Source organism: Streptomyces sp. NPDC030862 (genome assembly GCF_055571835.1).
Window position 1 is genome coordinate 1 of sequence record NZ_JBVIEN010000015.1, and the last position, 20,979, is coordinate 20,979.

Sequence of the window (20,979 nt, forward strand, 5' to 3'; positions counted from 1 at the left end):
TGGTACTGCAGGGGGGACCCTGTGGGAGAGTAGGACGCCGCCGAACAATTTTTGGGGAAAGCCCCGCACCTTCTGGTGCGGGGCTTTTCTGCGTTTACGGCCTTCTAAGGTGGCTCCATGCGCTATGAACTGGTCATCTTCGACAACGACGGTGTACTCGTCGACAGTGAGTACCTCTCCAACACCATCCTCGCCGGCTACCTGACCGAGCTCGGGCACCCGACCTCCTACGAGGACTCGCTCAGGGACTACATGGGGGCCGCCGTGCACCGCGTGCATGACGTGATCCTGGAGCGGACCGGACAGCAGCTGCCGGAAGAGTTCGACGCGACGTTGCATGCCCGCGTCTTCGCGGCCTTCGAGCGCGAGTTGGAGGCGGTCGCCGGTGTGACGGAGGTGCTGGGGAAGCTCGTGGCGGACGGGGTGCGGTACTGCGTGGCATCGTCCGGGAGCCATGAGCGGATCCGGGTCGGGCACCGGAAGACGGGGCTGGACCTCTGGTTCCCGGAGGACAGCGTCTTCAGCGCGCAGGACGTGGGACAGGGCAAGCCGGCGCCGGACCTCTTCCTGTACGCCGCCGAGCGGATGGGTGTCGCCCCCGAGCGGTGCGTCGTGGTGGAGGACAGCCCCCTCGGAGTGCAGGCGGCGCTTGCGGCCGGGATGGACGTGTACGGGTTCACCGCGATGACCCCCGCGGAGCGGCTGGCGGGGGTCAAGGGCTGCTTCGACGACATGAGCCGGCTGCCCGCGCTCCTCGTATGACCTCCTGGTGTGCGCGATCTACCCAGCGGTAGGAGGGCGCCCTAGGCTGTGCCGCCATGGCGGACAGGGGATCGACGCGGTTACGGCGCGGGCGCGGCTCGCTCGCGGTCTGCTTCTTCGTGCAGGGAGTGACCTTCGCGCTGCTGGTGACGCGTATCCCCGCCATCCAGGACCGGTACGGGATATCCGACGCCCTGCTCCCGCTCTTCCTGGCGGCCGTCCCCGTCCTCGCCGGGGTGGGCAGCGTGGCCACGGGCGCGCTGGTGCGGCGCGCGGCGACGCCGGCCGTCGTGCTCCGGTGGGTGCAGCCGGTGGTGCTGTCGGCGCTCGTCGCCGTCGGGGCCGGGGACCGGATGTGGCACGTCGCCGTCGCGCTCGGGGTGTTCGGGCTGGCGGTCGGCGCGTTGGACGCCTCCATGAACATGCTGGGCGTCAGCCTCCAGCGCGCGTACGGCCGCAGCATCATGCTCGGCTTCCACGCGGCGTACAGCCTCGGCGGGATCGTGGGCGCCTCGCTCGCGTGGGTCTCGGTGCGCCGGGGGCTGGAGCTGGGGCCAGCGTACGGGTCCGTGGTGGCCGTGCTGCTGCCCGCGGCGCTGACGGCGAGCCGGTGGTACGTGGACGGGAAGCGGCAGGCCGACAGCGGCGCGACAGGCCGGCCGACGGGGCTCCTGGTGCCGCTGTGCCTGGTGATGACGTTCGCGTACATCGGGGACGCCACGGTGGCGAACTGGAGCGCCAAGTATCTGACGGACGTGCTGGGTGGTTCGGAGGCGCTGGCGACCGTTCCGTACAACGCCTACATGGTGACGACGCTGCTCGGACGGGCGGTCGGGGACCTCGGGGTGCGGCGGTTCGGGGCCGTGGGCGTGGTGCGGGGCGGCGTGCTGCTCGCGGCGGTCGGCTTCGGGCTGGTGGCCGGGGCGCCCGGTGCGTGGGCCGGGGTGGCCGGGTTCACGGTGCTGGGGCTGGGCCTGAGCGTGGTGGTGCCGCAGACGTTCGCGGCCGCGCGGGGGGACGCGGAGGTGGCGCGGCTCAACGTCTTCAACTACGTAGGGTTCCTGGTCGGTTCGCCGCTGGTCGGGGCCCTCGGCGAGGCCTGGACGTACCGCGGGGCGATGCTGGTGCCGATGGTGTTGGTGCTGGTGACGCTCCGGTATGCCCGGTCGTTCGGCGTTGAACGGGACCGATACGGTGGCGGGCATGAGCGGCCGCGCACTGTTGATGTGGGATGACGCAGTAACCCGTTACGACTTCGGGCCGAGCCACCCGATGGACCCGGTGCGGCTCGCGCTGACCATGGGCCTGGTGCGGGCGTACGGCCTGGACCGGGCAGCGGACGTGGTGGCGGCCAAGCCGGCCGGGGACTCCACGCTGCGGCTGGTGCACCGCGAGGACTACGTGGCGGCCGTACGGGCGGCGTCGGCGGACCCGAAGGCGGCGGACCAGGCGTACGGGCTCGGCACCATGGACGATCCGGCGTTCGCGGGGATGCACGAGGCGTCGGCGCTGATCGCCGGCCAGTCGGTGGGCGCGGCGGAGGCGGTGTGGCGGGGCGAGGCCGCGCACGCGGTGAACTTCGCGGGCGGCCTGCACCACGCGATGCCGGGCTCCGCGGCGGGTTTCTGCATCTACAACGACGCGTCGCTCGCCATCGCCCGGCTGCTGGAGCTGGGGGCGGAGCGGGTCGCGTACGTGGACGTGGACGTGCATCACGGGGACGGCGTACAGGCCGCCTTCCGGGACGACCCGCGGGTGCTGACCATCTCGCTGCACGAGCACCCGCGGACGCTGTTCCCGGGGACCGGATGGCCTGAGGAGACCGGTGGGACCGGCGAGGCGGAGGGGACCGCGGTGAACGTGGCGCTGCCGGCCGGGACCGGGGACGCGGGCTGGCTGCGGGCCTTCCACGCGGTGGTGCCGGAGCTGCTGGCGGACTTCCGGCCGCAGGTGCTGGTGACGCAGCACGGGGCCGATACGCACTTCGAGGACCCGCTGGCGCACCTGGCGGTGTCGCTGGACGCGCAGCGGGCGGTGCAGGCCGCCTGCCACGACCTGGCGCACGCGTACGCCGAGGGGCGGTGGGTCGCGCTCGGCGGAGGCGGTTACGCGGTGGTGGACGTGGTGCCGCGGTCGTGGACGCACCTGGTGGGCATCGCGGCGGGGACGCCGGTGGAGCCGGAGTCGGTCATCCCGTCGTCGTGGCGGGACGAGGTGTACGCGCGGACGCGTCAGTTGGCGCCGGGGCGGATGACGGACGGCCGGTGGCCGGTGGAGTGGCGCTCCTGGGACGAGGGGTACGACCCGGCGGACCGGCTGGACCAGGCGGTGCTGGCGACGCGGCGCGCGGTGTTCCCGCTGCGGGGGCTGCTGGCGTAGGAGCGCCTCGGCGTGGCGGGGTTACGCCAACGGTGGGAGCCCGGGTGCTTTTCGGTGCTCGGGTGACCGGGGTGCGGCAGCATCGGGAGGGTGCTGAGTGTGGAGGCGCTCCAGGCGCATCTGGTGGCTTCGGGGCTGGCCGGGACGGTGGCCACCGCGCGGGAGCGGAGTCTGCGCAACTACCGGCTGTTCGCGGCCCGGGACCCGCGCGTCACGCTTGGGCTCGACCCCGACGGCGGGTGGAGCGAGCGCGAGGTGCTGCGGCTCATGGCGGACAGGTGCGGGGTCTCCGCGGATCCTGCTCACCGGTCCGGGCTCGACGTCATCGATCCGGAGCGGACGCTGAGCGCGCTGGACGCGTTCGCGGCGCGGATCGCGGAGGTGGCCGCCCGGCGGGGCGCGGTGCTGTTCGGGACCGGGCACCCACACCGTCTGCTCGGGTTCTACGCCGGGTTGGCAGACGCTTTGTCGGCGGCGGGATGCACCGTTCTCACCCCCGCGCAGGGGAGATGTGTCGACATAACGACCCGGTTTGGCGTACGTACGTGCACCGTGGACTACGTACGGGGAGTCGGGCTGGTGCGGGAACCCGGGGCCGAAGGCGCCGGTTGTGAGACCGGCGCACACACGCACTCCCCCCTCCCCGTCAGGGCCGCTCTGGAGGCCGCGGCGGACGGCGGAAGGGGGCTGCCGGACCTGGTCGTCGGGGACCACGGATGGGTCTGCGGAGCAGGTCAGCTGGGGTTCGAGGCCATCGGCCTGGCCGATACGGACGACCCCGCGCTGTTCGTCGGAGAAGCGGAGGGACGGGTGTCCGTGACCGTTCCGCTCGATGACGGTGTGCGGTCCGCTTACTACCGGCCGCTTACTCGCTATGTACTCAATCGGGCGTGTCTGTCACAGTAGGGGACCGATGGCAGCTCCTCTTCCCCACTCGCATCACCCGCCCCTACTCTGGGGAGTGAGCGCACAACGACGAAGAGTCACCGGAGGGGAAGCCGGTGGGCGTCGTGTGCGGAAGGTACAGGTGGGTCATGGCTGCTGCTGGCGAAAGGCCTCTCAACGAGGTCAAGTTCCTGACCGTGGCGGAAGTCGCCGCGGTGATGCGAGTGTCGAAGATGACCGTGTACCGCTTGGTGCACAGCGGTCATCTGCCGGCCATCCGGGTGGGCAGGTCTTTCCGGGTGCCGGAGCAAGCGGTTCACGAGTACCTGCGAGAGTCTTTCGTGGGGGTGGAAACCGCGTAGCGGGGCGCGAGAGGCATTCCACGAGCCCTCGGATTACAAGCTCGTCGCTCGGCCGGGTAGGCTAGGCCGACGTAGGTCGTGTGGGCCCAGACGCCCCGCACCGAGATCCCCGCTGGCGCGGGGGTGTTCCGAGAAGTGAGCGAGGGTAGTCGTGGGCTCTGTTATCAAGAAGCGGCGTAAGCGGATGGCCAAGAAGAAGCACCGCAAGCTGCTCAAGCGCACCCGCGTTCAGCGTCGCAACAAGAAGTAAGCGACGGCTGTACGTGCGGCATTCGCGGCCCTCCCACCGGTTCCGGTGGGAGGGCCGCGGTGTTTTCGGCCGTGGGCGGGAGAGTGCGGCGGTCGTCACACCGCGAGGGTGAAACGCTACGGTGGCGCGTAGGCGAACAGGACCGAACGGAAGGCGCTGATCTTGGGGAAGGTCGTGCTCGTCACCGGGGTGGCCCGGAAGCTCGGCGGCCGCTTCGTACGGCGCATCCAGCAGGACCCCGGCGTGGAGCGGGTGATCGGCGTCGACGCCGTGGATCCTCCGCACCGGCTGGGCGCGGCGGAGTTCGTCCGCGCCGACATCCGGCAGCCCGGCATCGGGCGCGTACTGGCCGAGCACGCGGTCGACACCGTCGTCCATCTGGACGTCACGGGCCAACCGCTGGGCAGTGGGGGTCGGACGGCGGTCAAGGAGACCAACGTCATCGGCACGATGCAGCTGCTCGGCGCGTGCCAGAAGTCGCCGACGATCCGTCGGCTGGTGGTGAAGTCCAGCACGAGCGTGTACGGCTCGGCGCCCCGCGACCCGGCGGTCTTCACCGAGACGACGCCGCCGAAGTCGCTCCCGAGCGGAGGCTTCGCCAAGGACGTCGTCGAGGTCGAGGGGTACGTGCGCGGCTTCGCGCGGCGGCGCCCGGACGTGGCGGTGTGCGTGCTGCGCTTCGCGAACATCCTGGGTCCCGGCGCGGACTCGCCGCTCGCCGAGTACTTCTCGCTGCCCGTCCTGCCCACGGTCTTCGGTTACGACCCGAGGCTCCAGTTCGTCCACGAGGAGGACGTCATCGACGTCCTGCGGATCGCCTCGCACGAGCCGCGGCGGGCCACGCTGAACAGCGGGACGTTCAACATCGCCGGCGACGGCGTACTGACGCTCTCTCAGTGCTCGCGGCGGCTGGGGCGGCCCACCGTGCCGGTACTGCTGCCTGCCGTCAGGTGGGTCGGTACGGCGCTGCGCACGGTGGGTGTGACGGACTTCTCACCGGAGCAGATCCGGCTGCTGACGCACGGCAGGGTGGTCAGTACGGCGCAGATGCGCGAGACGCTCGGGTTCGAGCCCGCGTACACCACCGCCCAGGCCTTCGCGGACTTCGCGCGCAGCCGGGGCCCTGGGCTGCTGCCGCCGGAGGCCGTGGCCGGTGCGGTGGACCGGATCGCCGCGTCGCCGCTCCTGAGCGGTGCGCGGACGGGGACGCAGACGCAGACGCAGAAGCAGACGACGACAAGCGCCGAGGCCGAATAAGGAGCGCGAGCAACCATGGCGGACGCCAAGGTCATTCCCTTCGACGACGACCGGCCGCGCGCGGGTGCGGCCCCCCGGCCGGCGCGCCGCCGGCCGCTGCTGGGCAGTGGCGCCCGGGGGAGGGGCGAGCCGGCCCCGGTGAGCCCGCTGCCGGGGTCGTACGGGCCAGAGGCAGCCGGCGAGGCAGCCGAGGAGGCGGCTACGGCTCCGGGGGGCTCGGCGGCCGGTGGCGACTGGGAGCGGCGGCTCGCGGGCGGGCTGGCCTTCCTGCGGCGGCGCATCACCGGTGAGTACGAGGTCGACGAGTTCGGTTTCGACGAGGAGCTGACGGACCAGGTCCTGATGTCGCTTCTCCGGCCGCTGTACGAGAAGTACTTCCGCGTCGAGGTGAAGGGCGTGGAGAACATCCCGGCCGAAGGCGGAGCCCTGGTGGTGGCGAACCACTCGGGGGTGCTCCCGCTGGACGGTCTGATGATGCAGGTCGCCGTCCACGACCACCACCCGGCCGGGCGCCATCTGCGGCTGCTCGCCGCCGACCTGGTGTTCGTGCTGCCGGTCGTGAACGAGCTGGCCCGGAAGGCCGGGCACACGCTGGCGTGCGCGGAGGACGCCGAGCGGCTGCTGCGGCGCGGCGAGGTCGTCGGGGTGATGCCGGAGGGCTTCAAGGGCATCGGGAAGCCCTTCGGCGAGCGGTACAAGCTGCAGCGGTTCGGGCGGGGCGGCTTCGTGTCGACGGCACTGCGGGCCGGGGTGCCGATCGTGCCGTGCTCGATCGTGGGCGCGGAGGAGATCTACCCGATGATCGGCAACGCGAAGACGCTCGCGCGGCTGCTCGGCTTCCCGTACTTCCCGCTCACGCCGACGTTCCCCTGGCTGGGGCCGCTGGGTGCGCTGCCCCTGCCGACGAAGTGGACGATCCAGTTCGGCGAGCCGATCCCGACCGACGGCTATCCCCCGGAGGCGGCGGAGGACCCGATGCTGATGTTCAACCTGACGGACCAGGTCCGGGAGCAGATCCAGCACACGCTGTACAAGCTCCTGGTGCAGCGGCGGTCGGTGTTCTTCTAGCGCGTACGCGCGTACGCGCGTACGTACGAGAGTGGGGCGCCTCGTGTCCGAGAGGCGCCCCACCTTCGTCCTATCGCGCGTCCTAACGCGCGCCCTCCTCGTCGATGCCGAGGCCCGGGAGGATGCCTGGCAGCAGCGGGGGGATGGTGACGTCGGGAGCCGGTGCGGGTGGCTCCTGGCTCGCGTCGGGTGGCGGTGTCGTCGGGTCGGGATCCAGGAGCCCGCCCGTGTTGCCGCCGAGCAGGCCGTCGTCCTGCGCGGAGCCCGAGCCGGAGCCCGACGGACCCGGCTTGCCGGGGCTGCCCGAGGGGCGGGATTCCGGCGCGGACGGGGACTCGTGCGACGGGCTGCCGGGGCGGGTCGAGTCCTGGGGGCCGCTTTGGGTGCCCGAGGGAGCGCGGCCGTCCTTCTCCTCCGGGACGCGCGGCAGCTTGGACTGCAGCGGGCCGACCTCTTCGTCTATGGCGGCGAAGACCGAACTCACCTGGTCGCGTACGTCGGTGAGCTGGGGAGGGAGCCGGTCGCGCAGGCCGTGCCACGCCTCGCGGTGGTTGCGGGCGAACGAGTCGAGCGTGGCCATCGGCGCGATGGTGCCGTCCCGTTCGTACGCGATGCGCAGCAGGCGGTGGCCCTCGGCGGCGTCGTGCTGCATGCCGTTGAGGGCGCGGCGGATCTCGTTCAGCGACTCGTGGTCCAGGACGCCGGAGCGGCCCCGCTCCATGAGGCGGCGGGCCTCGCTGAGGCGGGTGGACGCCTGGTCCAGGTAGAGCTCGCCGCGGTCGGCCTCGTCGTCGGCGAGGCCGAGCTTGAGGTCCTCCATGCCACGCTTCAGCCCGTACAGCGAATCACCGGGGAGGGCGTCGGAACTGGCAGCGGCGACCCCGCTGAAGGCCCCCGCGGCCACTCCGACCGTGAGGCCGCCGGCGGCGAGCCCCTTCGACCAGCGGGAGCGCGGGCGCAACTTCCGGAGCGCGGTGGCCCGGTGGGCCCCCCGCCCCGACGACGTCCGCTGCTCCGGCACGGTAGGGCCCGCGGACGCACCCCCCTCGGCGACCATCGCCTCCATGGCGGCGACCAGCTGGGCTCGCTGCACGGTTTTGACTTCGGGGTCCAACTCCGGCTTCGGCAGCTTGCCGAGACCGCTCGCCAGGGCCAACAGCCGCCCACGCTCGGTCGGTTCGGCCGACGCGTCGGGCTGCTCGGCCGCCTGATCTTCCAGGGCCTGGGCGAAGGCGTTCGCCCGCCGGTGCGCCGATACGTTCGCGATCACTGGCGGCACCTCCTCTCGTCATCACGGTCGACTCCCAGGAAGGGCGGGAAGGTTGCACACCTTGAGCGCATCCACACGAACGAGTGAGTGGGTGCGGTCAGGGTGTGACCACAGGGAGCCTGCATCCCGCACAACGAGCGTCGCGGCACCTGGGTTACGGACGAAAGATGATCCGACCAGTGCGTGTTCGCGCCCTCACGGAGGGTGTCGTGCGGTCAGCGGGCGTCGTCGGGGAGCAGGCGCGCGAGGGTGCGCACCGCGCGGTACTGGAGGGTCTTGATCGCGCCTTCGTTCTTGCCCATCGCGCGCGCGGTCTCGGCGACCGAGAGGCCCTGGAGGAAGCGCAGGGTGACGCATTCCTGCTGCTGGGGGTTCAGCTTACGGACGGCCTCCAGGAGCGCGGCGTTGGAGAGGGACTCCAGGACGGAGTCCTCCGGGCTGCGCTCGACCTCGTTGGCGTCGAGCATTTCGCCTGTGGTCACTTCGAGCCTGAATCGGCTCGACTTGAAGTGGTCGGCGACCAGATTGCGAGCGATGGTGACCAGCCAGGCTCCGAAGTCGCGCCCCTGCCAGGTGAAGGTCGAGATACGGCGCAGGGCGCGGAGGAACGTCTCGCTGGTCAGGTCTTCGGCCGTCGCCTTTCCGCCGACGCGGTAGTAGATGTAGCGGTAGACGGTGTCGCTGTACTGGTCGTACAGGCGGCCGAATGCCTCGGCCTCGCCGGCCTGGGCGCGTTCGACCAGGTCCATCATGCGGGCGCTGTCGCTGTCGGCGGTGGGCCGGCGCGCGGTGGTCGAGGTGCCCGCTCCGCCCCGGCCACCCCTTCTGCCGACGACGGGACCGCCGTCGGCGAGGGCATAGCAGGGGCCGGCGGGTGCCGGTGCGGCGAAGGCGGGGACGGCGTACGCGGTGGGGACGAAGCCGCGCAGGTGGTCGAGGACCGTTGCGCGGAGCGTAGCCAGGCCCGAGGCGTCAACCCCGACGTGTGGGTACACGGGACTCCCAGAGGCAGAGCTTCCATCACGTGCAGTGCGGAACCGTTCACCCGTCGTAGCGACGTGTGAGGGTCCCGTATGCGTCTGAGGAGAATAACGCTTCGTGCAGGGAGCGCTACACCGAGTTGCTCAAATCATCGATTCAGTCGCTTCTGTGACGTCTAGGGGGCTGATCAAGTCGCACTTGGTGACCGTTAATTGATCGGATCGGTTTCGGATGTGGGTGGGGTGGGGGTGTGTTGTGGTCGAGTGCGGGGGTGGGGGACTGGGGTGGGGGCGGCGGGGGTAAGACCCCGGTTTGGCCGCGACTCGCGCGGCCCCGGGGGTCGGCGCCCCGGCGCCCTCGCCGGCGGACGTTCGCTTCGCGCCGCCGGAGGGCCGCACCTCGCGCCCGGTAGCCGGCAGCTCCGGGCCGCCGGGGTCGGGGGCAGGGGGGCATCCGGTAGCCGGCGGCTCCGCGCCGCCGGGGTCAGGGGCACGGGGGCATCCGGTAGCCGGCGGCTTCGCGCCGCTGGGGTCGGGCCGGGGGCATCCGGCAGGCGGGCGTGTCTCGGGCACCTGGCAGGTGGCGGCTTCGCGCCGCCAGGTCAGGGGGTGCGGGTCCCGCCGCGCCGGGGCGGGCGGTGGGTCAGCGGCGGCGGCGGCTCAGGGCCACCGCGGCGGCGGTGCCGCCGGCGAGGGCGCCGACGCCCGCGGCCGCGGGGATGCCGACCTTCGCGGCCTTGCGGCCCGTGCGGTAGTCGCGCAGGCGCCACTCGCGCTCGCGCGCGTACCTGCGCAGCTTGGTGTCGGGGTTGATCGCGTACGGGTGCCCGACCAGCGAGAGCATCGGGATGTCGTTGTGGCTGTCGCTGTACGCGGCGCAGCGCGAGAGGTCCAGGCCCTCCGCGGCGGCCAGGGCGCGGACCGCCTCGGCCTTGGCGGGGCCGTGGAGGGGCTCGCCGACGAGCTTGCCGGTGTAGACGCCGTCGACGGACTCGGCGACCGTGCCGAGCGCGCCGGTCAGGCCCAGGCGGCGGGCGATGATCGTCGCCGTTTCGACGGGGGCGGCCGTGACCAGCCAGACCTTCTGGCCGGCGTCGAGGTGCGCCTGGGCCAGGGCGCGGGTGCCGGGCCAGATGCGGTCGGCCATGTACTCGTCGTAGATCTCCTCGCCGATGGTCATCAGCTCGGAGACGCGGTGGCCCTTGACGATGGACAGCGCGCTGTCGCGGGCGTCCTGCATGTGCTCGGGGTCCTCGACCCCGGCGAGCCGGAACCAGGCCTGCTGCCAGGCGAACCGGGCCAGCTCGCGGCGCTGGAAGAACTTGCGCTTGTACAGGCCCCGGCCGAAGTGGAAGAGGGCGGCGCCCTGCATCACGGTGTTGTCGAGGTCGAAGAAGGCCGCCGCGTGCACGTCCCCGTGGACGGGGAACTCCTGTGAGGTCTTACGGGCGGCCTCGGCCGACGCTTCGCCTGCCAGCACACTGCGCGCGGTGGCGGAGCGCCTGCGAGGGGTGAGCCATCCCAGTGCGGCCATGCCGTGAGCATAGCCACTGTGTTCGGTCCTTCCCGCCTTGTGGGGGCCGCCACGGAGTGAACGGAAGGAGAATGGGGGGCATGTTCGGGCGACGTACGAAGAAGGCCGGCGGTCCGCGGACGGTGACGCTGATCGGGAAGCCCGGGTGTCATCTCTGTGATGACGCGCGGGCGGTGATCGAGCGGGTCTGCGCCGAGACGGGCGCCGTGTGGGAGGAGAAGGACATCCTCCAGGACGAGGAGCTCCACCGCGCCTACTGGGAGCAGATCCCGGTGGTGCTGGTGGACGGTGAGCAGCACACCTTCTGGAAGGTGGACGCGGCGCGGCTGCGGCGCGAGCTCGAAGGGTGACGGAAGGTGAAGCACGGGGGGTGACCGGAAAGGGCGGTTACCATCGTGTGCGTTTTGTTGGGTTTCGGGGGCGGAGCCGTGAGGAGTGTGAACCGTCTTGCCCCCTTCGTGTTCCCAACGGGCTGAGCGCGCCCTCGGTTCCGGGGCGGCGCGATCGGATCGCGTGACCCCGGTCACTTTGGCCGGACAAAAGGGACACCATCTTTGTGCACGCGTTCACAAAGACATAGCCTGCTGTCGACGGGGCGGCCTCGGTACGCATGGCCGCCTGCAGCCCCGCTCATCCCGCAGGAGCACCGTGGCAACTGGCCGAACACACCGACCGGCGACCCGTAGCCGAGGAATCCCCGAGGCCACCGTCGCCAGGCTTCCGCTGTATCTGCGGGCGCTCACCGCACTGTCGGAGCGCTCCGTACCGACGGTCTCCTCCGAGGAGCTCGCGGCGGCGGCGGGGGTCAATTCCGCGAAGCTGCGCAAGGACTTCTCCTACCTCGGTTCGTACGGGACGCGCGGTGTCGGGTACGACGTCGAGTACCTCGTCTACCAGATCTCCCGCGAGCTCGGGCTCACCCAGGACTGGCCGATCGTCATGGTCGGCATCGGTAACCTCGGCGCCGCCCTCGCCAACTACGGCGGCTTCGCCTCCCGTGGCTTCCGCGTCGCCGCGCTGATCGACGCCGACCCGGCCATGGTCGGCAAGCCGGTCGCGGGCATCGCCGTGCAGCACATCGACGACCTGGAGAAGATCGTCGACGAGAACGGCGTGTCGATCGGTGTCATCGCCACGCCCGCGGGCGCGGCCCAGCAGGTCTGCGACCGGCTCGTCGCGGCCGGGGTGACCTCCATCCTGAACTTCGCGCCGACCGTGCTGTCGGTGCCCGACGGCGTGGACGTGCGCAAGGTGGACCTCTCCATCGAGCTGCAGATCCTCGCCTTCCACGAGCAGCGCAAGGCCGGCGAGGAGCCGGGCGCGCCGGTGCCCCCCGTGGTGCGCGGTGCCGCCGGCGCCACCGCCGCGGCCGACGGACGCAAGGGACCTGACGGGGACATGCCCGCCGTGATGCCGGCATGAGCCTCCTCGTCGTCGGACTCAGCCACCGCAGCGCGCCCGTCAGCGTGCTGGAGCGGGCCGCCCTGGCCCCCGACACGCAGAGCAAGCTGCTCCAGGACACCCTCGCCGCCGAACCGGCCGTCGAGGCCGCGGTCCTGGCCACCTGCAACCGCATCGAGCTCTACGCCGACGTGGACAAGTTCCACGCGGGCGTCGCCGAGCTGTCCACGCTGCTCGCCCAGCACAGCGGGGTGGGGCTGGAGGAGCTCACCCCCTACCTGTACGTGCACTACGAGGACCGGGCCGTCCACCACCTCTTCTCGGTGGCGTGCGGGCTGGACTCCATGGTCGTCGGCGAGGGGCAGATCCTCGGCCAGATCAAGGACGCCCTCGCGCGCGGCCAGGAGCTGCACACCGCCGGGCGGCTGCTGAACGACCTGTTCCAGCAGGCGCTGCGGGTCGGCAAGCGGGCGCACAGCGAGACCGGTATCGACCGGGCGGGGCAGTCGCTCGTCACCTTCGGCCTCGAGCAGCTGGCGGCCGGCACTCCGGTGGACGCCTGGGCCAAGGGCAAGCGGGCGCTGGTCATCGGCGCCGGTTCGATGTCCTCGCTCGCCGCCGCCACGCTCGCGCGGTCCGGCGTCGACGAGATCGTCATCGCCAACCGGACGTCCGAGCGCGCCGAGCGCCTCGTGCAGATCCTCACCGAGCCCGGAGGCACGGGCGTGGCCGCGCGAGCCGTGGCCATGGCCTCCGTGAGCGACGAACTGACACGTGCCGACGTCGTCGTGTCCTGCACCGGCGCCACCGGCCTCGTGCTGACCGGCGCGGCCGTCGAGGCCGCCGTGGCCGGGCGTACGGGCGCGCCGCTCGCGCTGCTCGACCTCGCCATGCCGCGTGACATCGACGCCGCCGTGCACCGGCTCATGGGCGTCCGGCTCGTCGACATCGAGTCGCTCGCCGAGGCGTCGGCGGACGCGCCGATGGCCGCCGACGTGGACCAGGTGCGGGGCATCGTCGCCGACGAGGTCGCCGCCTTCGGCGCCGCTCAGCGGGCCGCGCACATCACCCCGACCGTCGTCGCCCTGCGCACCATGGCCGCCGACGTGGTGGCCGGGGAGATGGCCCGGCTGGAGGGGCGGCTGCCCGGTCTCGACGAGAAGCAGCGCGCCGAGATCACCCAGACCGTGCGCCGCGTGGTGGACAAGCTGCTCCACGCGCCGACCGTGCGGGTCAAGCAGCTCGCCAGCGAGCCCGGCGGCGCCGGCTACGCGGACGCGCTGCGCACACTCTTCGACCTCGACCCGGAGGCGGTCGCCTCCGTCAGCCGGGCCGACGTGAACGACGCCGATCTCAAGAACCGAGGGCGAGTATGACCGAGAGGGCCCAGAGGGCATTGAGGCTGGGGACCAGGCGCAGCAAGCTCGCCATGGCCCAGTCCGGGCAGGTCGCGGAGGCGGTGCGGCAGCTGACCGGGCGTCCCGTGGAGCTCGTGGAGATCACCACGTACGGCGACGTCTCCCGCGAGAACCTGGCGCAGATCGGCGGGACGGGCGTCTTCGTCACGGCGCTGCGCGAGGCGCTGCTCGCCGGGGACGTGGACTTCGCCGTGCACTCGCTGAAGGACCTGCCGACCGCGCAGCCGGACGACCTGGTGCTCGCCGCGATCCCGCTCCGCGAGGACCCGCGCGACGTGCTGGTCGCGCGCGACGGGCTGCGGTTCGAGCAGCTGCCGGCCGGGGCCCGCGTGGGCACCGGTTCGCCGCGGCGCATGGCGCAGCTCAACGCGTACGCGCGCGCCCACGGCATGAAGATCGAGTGTGTCGCCATTCGGGGGAACATCGACACGCGCGTCGGTTACGTGCGGAGCGGTGAGCTGGACGCGGTGGTTCTCGCCGCGGCCGGGCTGAACCGCATCGGGCGTATCGACGAGGTGACCGACTTCCTGTCGGTCGACACCGTTCTGCCCGCGCCCGGTCAGGGGGCGCTGGCGATCGAGTGCACGGCGGCTGACACCGACCTCGCCGCCGCGCTCGCCGGGCTCGACGACCCGCACACGCGGGCCGCCGTGACCGCCGAGCGGTCCCTGCTCGCCGCCCTGGAGGCCGGCTGCTCCGCACCTGTGGGTGCGCTGGCCGACCTGCTGGCCGATGGGCAGGTTGTTCATGAGATGCGCCTGCGGGGCGTCGTCGGCACGACCGACGGCTCCACGCTGGTGCAGTTGTCCACCACCGGTCCCGTACCCACGTCGCACGGCGACGCCGTCGCGCTCGGTCGCGAACTCGCGTCCGAGATGCTCGCCAAGGGTGCGGCCGGTCTTATGGGGGAGCGAGCACTTTGAGCCCCACCACTGCATCCAAGGTTTCTTCGGCGTTCTCCGCGTGCGGGCACGTCACCTTCCTGGGCGCCGGACCCGGGGATCCGGGGCTGCTGACACTGCGCGCCGTCGAGGCGCTGGCGGGTGCTGACGTACTCATCGCGGAGCCGGATGTGCTCGATGTCGTACGCGGCCATGCCCGGGCGGGCGTGAGCACGCCGGAGCTGGCGGTTGTTGACGATGCGTCAATGCCCGCCGGGGTCCCCGTGTTGAGGGATGCGACCAATCTTGTCATGGAGGCCGCGCGGGGCGGCAAGCGGGTCGTCCGTGCGGTGAGCGGCGACCCCGGACTCGACGGCAACGCGGGCGCGGAGATGCTCGCGTGCGCCGCCGAGGGCATCCCCTTCGAGGTGGTGCCGGGCGTCGCCACGGCGGTGGGCGTGCCGGCGTACGCCGGTGTGCCGCTGCGCGACGCCGAGGGCGCCGACGTGCGCTTCGTCGACGCCCGCACCGCGGGCGACCGGTGCTGGACGGAGGTGGGCGCCAGCGACGGGACGGTGGTCGTGTCGACGACGCTCGACTCCGTGGCGGCCGCCGCCGGTGAGCTGGTGTCGGCGGGCCGTAAGCCCGACACCCCGCTGACCGTCACCATCGCCGGTACGACGACGCGGCAGCGGACGTGGACGGCGACGCTGGGCTCGATCGCGCAGGTGCTCAAGCAGGCGAAGGTGCTGCCGTCGCCGGACGGCGGCCAGCCGGTCATAGCCGTGGTCGGTGAGCGCAGCGCCGCCGCCCAGCGCGACCAGCTCGCGTGGTTCGAGTCGAAGCCGCTGTTCGGCTGGAAGGTCCTCGTACCGCGTACGAAGGAGCAGGCGGCGTCGCTCTCCGACCAGCTGCGGTCCTACGGCGCGGTGCCGAGCGAGGTGCCGACCATCGCCGTCGAGCCGCCGCGCACGCCGCAGCAGATGGAGCGCGCGGTCAAGGGCCTGGTCACCGGCCGCTACGAGTGGATCGCCTTCACCTCGGTCAACGCCGTCAAGGCGGTGCGCGAGAAGTTCGAGGAGTACGGGCTCGACGCCCGCGCCTTCGCCGGGATCAAGGTCGCGGCGGTGGGCGAGCAGACCGCGAAGGCGCTGGTCGAGTTCGGTGTGAAGCCGGACCTCGTGCCGAGCGGCGAGCAGTCCGCGGCCGGGCTGCTGGAGGACTGGCCGCCGTACGACCCGGTCTTCGACCCGATCGACCGCGTCTTCCTGCCGCGCGCCGACATCGCCACCGAGACGCTGGTGGCCGGGCTGATCGAGCTCGGGTGGGAGGTCGACGACGTGACCGCGTACCGGACGGTGCGCGCGTCGCCGCCGCCGGCCGAGACGCGCGAGGCGATCAAGGGCGGTGGCTTCGACGCGGTGCTGTTCACGTCGTCGTCGACCGTGCGGAACCTGGTCGGCATCGCGGGCAAGCCGCACAACGTGACGGTGATCGCCTGCATCGGCCCGGCGACCGCGAAGACCGCGGAGGAGCACGGGCTGCGCGTGGACGTCCTGGCGCCGGAGCCGTCGGTGCACAAGCTGGCGGAGGCGCTGGCGGAGTTCGGCGTACGGCGCCGCCAGGCGGCGCTGGAGGCCGGCGACCCGGTCACGCGCCCGAGCGAGCGTCGGCCGGGCGCGCGGCGGCGGCGTACGACCTAACGGTCCGTCCCTGCGCGTACGGCCACGGCCGGGTGCGTCCCCGAGGGGGACGGGCCCGGCCGTCGGCGTTGGCGGGTGTATGCGTGGTGCGTTGCGCGACGCCGGGGGCGTGCGGGGCGGTACGGGTGGGAGGCCTGGTGGGGTGGGGCCGGTCGTCCGGCGTTGGCGGGTGTATGCGTGGTGCGTTGCGCGACGCCGGGGGCGTGCGGGGCGGTACGGGCGGGAGGCCTGTTGGGGCGGGGCCGGCCGTCCGGCGTTGGGGGCATCGGGGCAGGGGCTGCCCGGGTGGGAGGCGCGTGCGACCGGCGGGCTGTCGGCAAAAGCGCCCCCGGGGCGGGCGTAGCGTGGACGCATGACTGTGTACGGATCCTTTCCCGGTGCGCGGCCGCGGCGGCTGCGGACGACTCCCGTCATGCGGCGGATGGTCGCGGAGACGCGGCTGCATCCGGCCGATCTGATCCTGCCCGCGTTCGTACGCGAGGGCGTCACCGAGCCGGTGCCGATCGGGGCCATGCCCGGCGTCGTCCAGCACACGCGGGACACGCTGCGGAAGGCCGCCGTGGAGGCGGCCGCGGCCGGGGTCTCCGGGATCATGCTGTTCGGCGTGCCGGAGGAGTCCAAGAAGGACGGGCTCGGCACCGCCGGGACCGACCCGGACGGCATCCTCCAGGTCGCCATCCGGGACGTGCGCGCCGAGGTCGGGGACGACCTGGTGATCATGTCGGACCTGTGCCTGGACGAGTACACCGACCACGGCCACTGCGGTGTCCTGGACGCGGACGGGCGCGTCGACAACGACGCGACGCTGGAGCGGTACGCCGAGATGGCGCAGGTCCAGGCGGACGCGGGCGTCCACGTGGTGGGCCCCAGCGGGATGATGGACGGTCAGGTCGGGGTGGTTCGCGACGCGCTGGACACCATCGGCAAGGAGGACGTGGCGATCCTCGCGTACACCGCCAAGTACTCGTCGGCCTTCTACGGCCCCTTCCGGGAGGCCGTCGGCTCGTCGCTGCGCGGCGACCGCAAGACGTACCAGCAGGACCCGGCGAACGTCCGCGAGTCCCTGCGGGAGTTGGCGCTCGACCTCGAAGAGGGCGCCGACATGGTGATGGTCAAGCCGGCCGGGCCGTACCTCGACGTCCTCGCGAAGGTGGCGGACGCGGTGGACGTGCCGGTCGCGGCGTATCAGATCAGCGGTGAGTACGCGATGGTCGAGGCCGCCGCGGAGAAGGGCTGGATCGACCGCGACAAGGCGATCCTGGAGACGCTCACCGGCATCCGCCGGGCGGGCGCGCAGATGATCCTCACCTACTGGGCGACGGAGGTCGCGCAGCGGCTCCGGTAGTCCAAGCGGACCCCTATGGCGTGATGCCGCCAATTTCCCCCGCAGGATGGGGGGTTGGCGGCATTCTCGTGTGGAGGGGGCCAGGGTGGCTCAAGGGCCCTAGGGGACAGGGCCTGTTCCGCCCAGTCGATCTCTCTTCCGTACGGCTCTCCGGGCGGCGATAGTACGTGGTGTCAGCGGGCGCCACACCCGAACCAGCCACACCAGCTGCACTTGCAGGGCAGCGGGTGCCGGCCGAGGTGTGTACTCCGCGCCCCATCCTCACGACTTCGCAGGAGCCGGACTATGAAGCTCAGCCATGCCCTCCGCCGCTCGGGAGCCGCGCTCGCCATCGGCGCGATGTCCCTCGGCATGGTCACCACGGTCGGCTCCGGTACGGCCGCGGCCGCCGCAAGCTGCGGCGGGGACGTGTCGGTCTACGGCATCCTCCCCGACGGCCGGCTCACCTACACGGCGATAGCCCCGAGCACCGGCGACCGGGTGAAGACCCTGATCGGTGCCGGGCTGGGCTTCACGCCGAAGGCGATGGCCACGCTGAACTTCAACACCGTCCTGGTCACCTCCACCGCTGGTGAGCTGTACCGCGTCGACATCCAGACCAACAACACCTCCCTCGGCATCGCCGGCATCACCAAGATCTGGGACGGCGGCTGGACCTTCGACAAGCTGACGTACGACGGCGCCGGGCGCCTCTACGGCACGGTCAACGGCTACCTGCACCGCTACATCGTCACCGAGGCCAAGCCGTCCGGCCCGGCCCACATCGGCCAGCACGAGGTCATCGGCTCGGGCTTCGTCCTGAAGACGCTCGCCGCCTCCGGCAAGGACCGGCTCATCGCCTCCACGTCCGACGGCCGGCTGCTCGGCTACGAGATCAACGGCGTGGGCGACTGGAACGGCTCCCAGCTGAAGGCGAGCGGCTGGTCCGCGGTCGACTCCCTCGTCTCGCCCGGCGGCGGCCTCTACTACGGCCGTACCAACGGCGGCATGTATTGGTACCACGACGCCACCCCGTACGACGGTGACGGCAGCGACATCGCCTACCACACCGACGACCCGGTGGACGCGTCCGGCTGGACGCAGAGCCTGCTCTCCGCCTTCGGCAGCGACTGCTCGTACGTGACGCCGAGTTCCACCGCCAACGGCCAGATCACGCGCAGCGAGGTCATGTCGCGGGCCAAGAACTGGTACGACCGGAACGTCCAGTACAGCCAGACGCTCAACCAGGCGGAATGGGTGTATGGCCCGACGACCGACGTGAAGTACAGGCCCGACTGCTCCGGCTTCGTCTCCATGGCGTGGCACCTGCAGGACTCGCTGACGACGTGGAGTCTGCCCACCGTCAGCACCCAGATCTCCAAGGGCGACCTGCAACCGGGCGACATCCTCAACTACAAGGACCAGCACGTCGTCCTCTTCGCGGGCTGGAAGGACAAGGCCGCCGGCACCTTCTCCTACTACTCCGAGGGCAGCCCGAGCACGGACATGAACTACGCGACGGCCGACATCGACAGCGGCACCATCGACGGCCACGGGTACGGCAACTACGTGGCCCTGCGCTACAACAAGATCGTCTGAGGGGCGTGACAGCGCGCCGCAGCCCCCGCCGGTGTCCGGCGGGGGCTGCGGGCGTGGGCTGACGGGGCCGAGGGGCTGCGGGGGTCAGAGCCGCTCGGGCGTGCGGATGCCGAGCAGCGCCATGCCCTGGTGCAGGGTGCGGGCGGTCAGGTCGACGAGGAAGAGCCGGTTCTCCACGACCTCCGGCGCGTTCTCGTCGCTGATCACCTGGCACTGGTCGTAGAACGTGGTGAGGTGCGAGGCCAGCTGGTAGAGGTACGCCGCCAGCTTGTGCGGCTCGTACGACGCGGCGACCTCCGTCAGGACCTCACCGAACTGGTCCAGGTGCAGGCCCAGCGCCCGCTCCGCCGGGGCGAGCGGCAGCTCGGGGTGGGCGGCCGGCTTGGTGTCGCCCGCCTTGCGGATGATCGACTTGATACGGGCGTACGCGTACTGGAGGTAGACGGACGTGTCGCCGTTGAGCGACACCATCTGGTCCAGGTCGAACTTGTAGTCCCGGGACGCGGAGGTCGACAGGTCGGCGTACTTCACGGCGCCGATGCCGACGTACCGGCCGTTCTCGACGATCTCCTGCTCGCTCAGGCCCACCTTCTCGGCCTTCTCGCGGACCACGGCGGTGGCGCGGTCGATCGCCTCGTCGAGCAGGTCGACCAGCCGGACCGTCTCGCCCTCACGGGTCTTGAACGGCTTGCCGTCCTTGCCCAGGACCGTGCCGAAGGCGAGCTGCACGGCGTGCACCCGGTCGTTCAGCCAGCCGGCGCGGCGGGCGGTCTCGAAGACCATCTTGAAGTGCAGCGACTGGCGGGCGTCCACGACGTACACCAGGGTGTCCGCGCCCAGCTTCTGGACGCGGTCGCGGATCGCGGAGAGGTCGGTGGCGGCGTAGCCGTACCCGCCGTTGGACTTCTTCACGATCAGCGGGACGGGGTTGCCGTCGGGGCCCTTGACGTCGTCGAAGAACACGCACAGCGCGCCCTCGGAGCGGACCGCGACGCCGGACTCCTCCAGCAGGCGGCAGGTCTCCTCGAGCATGTCGTTGTACCCGGACTCGCCGACCACGTCCGGGTCCTTGATGTCCATGTCCAGCTTGTTGAAGACGGAGTAGAAGTAGATCTTCGACTCGTCGACGAACCGCTGCCACAGGGCGAGGGTCTCCTCGTCCCCGGACTGGAGGGCCACGACCCGGTCGCGGGAGCGGGCCTTGAACTCCTCGTCGGAGTCGAACAGCGCCCGGGCCGCCTTGTAGAGGCGGTTGAGGTTGGACATGGCCTCCTCGCCGGAGACCGCGGAGTCCTTGTGGTCCAGCTCGTGCGGGTGCTCGATCAGGTACTGGATGAGCATGCCGAACTGGGTGCCCCAGTCGCCGATGTGGTGGCGGCGGATCACCTTCTCGCCCGCGAACTCCAGGATCTTGACCACGGCGTCACCGATGACCGCCGAGCGCAGGTGGCCGACGTGCATCTCCTTGGCCACGTTCGGCTGGGCGTAGTCGATGACCGTCGTGCCCGGCTCGTCGCGGTACGGGACGCCGAGGCGGTCGTCGGCGGCGCGGGCCGCCAGCGTCTCGGCGATCGCCCGGTCCGAGATCGTGATGTTGAGGAAGCCGGGGCCCGAGACCTCGACGTCCTGGATCACGTCGTTGGCCGGGATCGCCTCGACGACCTTGGTCGCCAGCTCACGCGGGTTTCCCTTGACCTGCTTGGCCAGGGCCAGGATGCCGTTGGCCTGGAAGTCCGCCCGGTCGCTTCGTCGCAGCAGGGGGTCGCGGGAGCCGGCCTCCGGCAGAGCTGCCGAAAGGGCGTCCGCGAGGCGCTGCTGCACGGTCGAAGCGAGGGAAGGGACCGAGGCCATGAGCTTCCGTTTCTGTCTTGATCGCTGTGCTGTCGTCCGGGGTGTATTCCGGTTG

19 protein-coding genes are annotated in these 20,979 nt (G+C 71.6%); 15 read left to right on the top strand and 4 right to left on the bottom strand.

Features of this window, described 5'->3' with window-relative positions:
• The first annotated feature begins 117 nt into the window (after window positions 1–117).
• The 8 genes from ACZ42X_RS31015 to ACZ42X_RS31050 all read left to right on the top strand — a co-directional run bounded on the left by ACZ42X_RS31015 (window position 118) and on the right by ACZ42X_RS31050 (window position 6,963).
• Window positions 118–762 (top strand): HAD family hydrolase, encoded by a 645-nt coding sequence (locus tag ACZ42X_RS31015; protein WP_468297064.1) that lies wholly within the window; start codon window positions 118–120, stop codon window positions 760–762.
• 56 nt (window positions 763–818) lie between these two features.
• A complete protein-coding gene (locus tag ACZ42X_RS31020; protein ID WP_468297066.1) occupies window positions 819–1,997 on the top strand; it encodes an MFS transporter in 1,179 nt (392 codons plus the stop codon).
• Entirely contained in the window at window positions 1,966–3,141 is a 1,176-nt protein-coding gene (locus ACZ42X_RS31025; protein ID WP_468297068.1) for an acetoin utilization protein AcuC, read from the top strand. Before ACZ42X_RS31020 ends, ACZ42X_RS31025 begins: the two co-directional genes overlap by 32 nt.
• Window positions 3,142–3,231: 90 nt before the next feature.
• Entirely contained in the window at window positions 3,232–4,047 is an 816-nt protein-coding gene (locus ACZ42X_RS31030) for a phosphatase (RefSeq protein ID WP_468297069.1), read from the top strand.
• A 128-nt stretch (window positions 4,048–4,175) separates the two neighbouring features.
• Window positions 4,176–4,388: a helix-turn-helix domain-containing protein gene (locus ACZ42X_RS31035; RefSeq protein ID WP_160159783.1), complete on the top strand. Its 213-nt coding sequence runs from the start codon at window positions 4,176–4,178 to the stop codon at window positions 4,386–4,388.
• A gap of 151 nt (window positions 4,389–4,539) precedes the next feature.
• Complete coding sequence (locus ACZ42X_RS31040; RefSeq protein WP_003948845.1) at window positions 4,540–4,638, top strand: 30S ribosomal protein bS22; 99 nt, start codon at window positions 4,540–4,542, stop codon at window positions 4,636–4,638.
• Between the two features lie 162 nt (window positions 4,639–4,800).
• A complete protein-coding gene (locus ACZ42X_RS31045) occupies window positions 4,801–5,895 on the top strand; it encodes an NAD-dependent epimerase/dehydratase family protein (protein WP_468297072.1) in 1,095 nt (364 codons plus the stop codon).
• Window positions 5,896–5,910: 15 nt separating this feature from the next.
• The gene (locus ACZ42X_RS31050; protein WP_468297075.1) at window positions 5,911–6,963 is read left to right on the top strand and encodes a lysophospholipid acyltransferase family protein; all 1,053 of its coding nucleotides are present in this window, start codon (window positions 5,911–5,913) and stop codon (window positions 6,961–6,963) included.
• Window positions 6,964–7,045: 82 nt separating this feature from the next.
• Here the strand turns inward: ACZ42X_RS31050 and ACZ42X_RS31055 are convergent, their stop codons facing one another.
• The 3 genes from ACZ42X_RS31055 to ACZ42X_RS31065 all read right to left on the bottom strand — a co-directional run bounded on the left by ACZ42X_RS31055 (window position 7,046) and on the right by ACZ42X_RS31065 (window position 10,747).
• Window positions 7,046–8,233, bottom strand: a complete 1,188-nt coding sequence (locus tag ACZ42X_RS31055; RefSeq protein ID WP_468297077.1) for a DUF5667 domain-containing protein — start codon at window positions 8,231–8,233, stop codon at window positions 7,046–7,048.
• Between the two features lie 215 nt (window positions 8,234–8,448).
• Window positions 8,449–9,228, bottom strand: coding sequence for an ECF subfamily RNA polymerase sigma factor, BldN family (locus tag ACZ42X_RS31060; RefSeq protein ID WP_468297080.1), 780 nt, complete (start codon window positions 9,226–9,228; stop codon window positions 8,449–8,451).
• 628 nt (window positions 9,229–9,856) lie between these two features.
• Entirely contained in the window at window positions 9,857–10,747 is an 891-nt protein-coding gene (locus ACZ42X_RS31065) for an HAD family hydrolase (protein ID WP_468297083.1), read from the bottom strand.
• Window positions 10,748–10,818: 71 nt separating this feature from the next.
• Here ACZ42X_RS31065 and ACZ42X_RS31070 point away from each other — a divergent pair, with 71 nt between their 5' ends.
• From ACZ42X_RS31070 to ACZ42X_RS31100, 7 genes are all read left to right on the top strand, one after another.
• Window positions 10,819–11,097, top strand: coding sequence for a glutaredoxin family protein (locus tag ACZ42X_RS31070; RefSeq protein WP_468297086.1), 279 nt, complete (start codon window positions 10,819–10,821; stop codon window positions 11,095–11,097).
• Between the two features lie 298 nt (window positions 11,098–11,395).
• Entirely contained in the window at window positions 11,396–12,169 is a 774-nt protein-coding gene (locus tag ACZ42X_RS31075) for a redox-sensing transcriptional repressor Rex (protein ID WP_468297089.1), read from the top strand.
• Entirely contained in the window at window positions 12,166–13,524 is a 1,359-nt protein-coding gene (locus tag ACZ42X_RS31080; protein WP_468297091.1) for a glutamyl-tRNA reductase, read from the top strand. The genes ACZ42X_RS31075 and ACZ42X_RS31080 overlap by 4 nt, the downstream gene beginning before the upstream one ends.
• On the top strand, window positions 13,521–14,489 hold the full coding sequence (gene hemC / locus ACZ42X_RS31085; protein ID WP_468297095.1) for a hydroxymethylbilane synthase: 969 nt from the start codon (window positions 13,521–13,523) through the stop codon (window positions 14,487–14,489). The genes ACZ42X_RS31080 and hemC overlap by 4 nt, the downstream gene beginning before the upstream one ends.
• Window positions 14,486–16,150 (top strand): bifunctional uroporphyrinogen-III C-methyltransferase/uroporphyrinogen-III synthase, encoded by a 1,665-nt coding sequence (locus tag ACZ42X_RS31090; protein WP_468297098.1) that lies wholly within the window; start codon window positions 14,486–14,488, stop codon window positions 16,148–16,150. Before hemC ends, ACZ42X_RS31090 begins: the two co-directional genes overlap by 4 nt.
• A gap of 352 nt (window positions 16,151–16,502) precedes the next feature.
• Complete coding sequence (hemB, locus tag ACZ42X_RS31095) at window positions 16,503–17,495, top strand: porphobilinogen synthase (RefSeq protein ID WP_468297101.1); 993 nt, start codon at window positions 16,503–16,505, stop codon at window positions 17,493–17,495.
• A gap of 285 nt (window positions 17,496–17,780) precedes the next feature.
• Window positions 17,781–19,073, top strand: coding sequence for an NlpC/P60 family protein (locus ACZ42X_RS31100; RefSeq protein WP_468297104.1), 1,293 nt, complete (start codon window positions 17,781–17,783; stop codon window positions 19,071–19,073).
• Window positions 19,074–19,157: 84 nt separating this feature from the next.
• Here the strand turns inward: ACZ42X_RS31100 and argS are convergent, their stop codons facing one another.
• The gene (gene argS, locus ACZ42X_RS31105; protein WP_468297107.1) at window positions 19,158–20,924 is read right to left on the bottom strand and encodes an arginine--tRNA ligase; all 1,767 of its coding nucleotides are present in this window, start codon (window positions 20,922–20,924) and stop codon (window positions 19,158–19,160) included.
• Window positions 20,925–20,979: the final 55 nt, after the last annotated feature.

Bases quoted from the DNA above. Each gene is read 5' to 3' on its own strand.
- ACZ42X_RS31015 (WP_468297064.1), top strand. From the start codon at position 118: ATGCGCTATGAACTGGTCATCTTCGACAACGACGGTGTACTCGTCGAC.
- ACZ42X_RS31020 (WP_468297066.1), top strand. From the start codon at position 819: ATGGCGGACAGGGGATCGACGCGGTTACGGCGCGGGCGCGGCTCGCTC.
- ACZ42X_RS31025 (WP_468297068.1), top strand. From the start codon at position 1,966: ATGAGCGGCCGCGCACTGTTGATGTGGGATGACGCAGTAACCCGTTAC.
- ACZ42X_RS31035 (WP_160159783.1), top strand. From the start codon at position 4,176: ATGGCTGCTGCTGGCGAAAGGCCTCTCAACGAGGTCAAGTTCCTGACC.
- ACZ42X_RS31050 (WP_468297075.1), top strand. From the start codon at position 5,911: ATGGCGGACGCCAAGGTCATTCCCTTCGACGACGACCGGCCGCGCGCG.
- ACZ42X_RS31065 (WP_468297083.1), bottom strand. From the start codon at position 10,747: ATGGCCGCACTGGGATGGCTCACCCCTCGCAGGCGCTCCGCCACCGCG.
- ACZ42X_RS31070 (WP_468297086.1), top strand. From the start codon at position 10,819: ATGGGGGGCATGTTCGGGCGACGTACGAAGAAGGCCGGCGGTCCGCGG.
- ACZ42X_RS31080 (WP_468297091.1), top strand. From the start codon at position 12,166: ATGAGCCTCCTCGTCGTCGGACTCAGCCACCGCAGCGCGCCCGTCAGC.
- hemC (WP_468297095.1), top strand. From the start codon at position 13,521: ATGACCGAGAGGGCCCAGAGGGCATTGAGGCTGGGGACCAGGCGCAGC.
- hemB (WP_468297101.1), top strand. From the start codon at position 16,503: ATGACTGTGTACGGATCCTTTCCCGGTGCGCGGCCGCGGCGGCTGCGG.
- ACZ42X_RS31100 (WP_468297104.1), top strand. From the start codon at position 17,781: ATGAAGCTCAGCCATGCCCTCCGCCGCTCGGGAGCCGCGCTCGCCATC.
- argS (WP_468297107.1), bottom strand. From the start codon at position 20,924: ATGGCCTCGGTCCCTTCCCTCGCTTCGACCGTGCAGCAGCGCCTCGCG.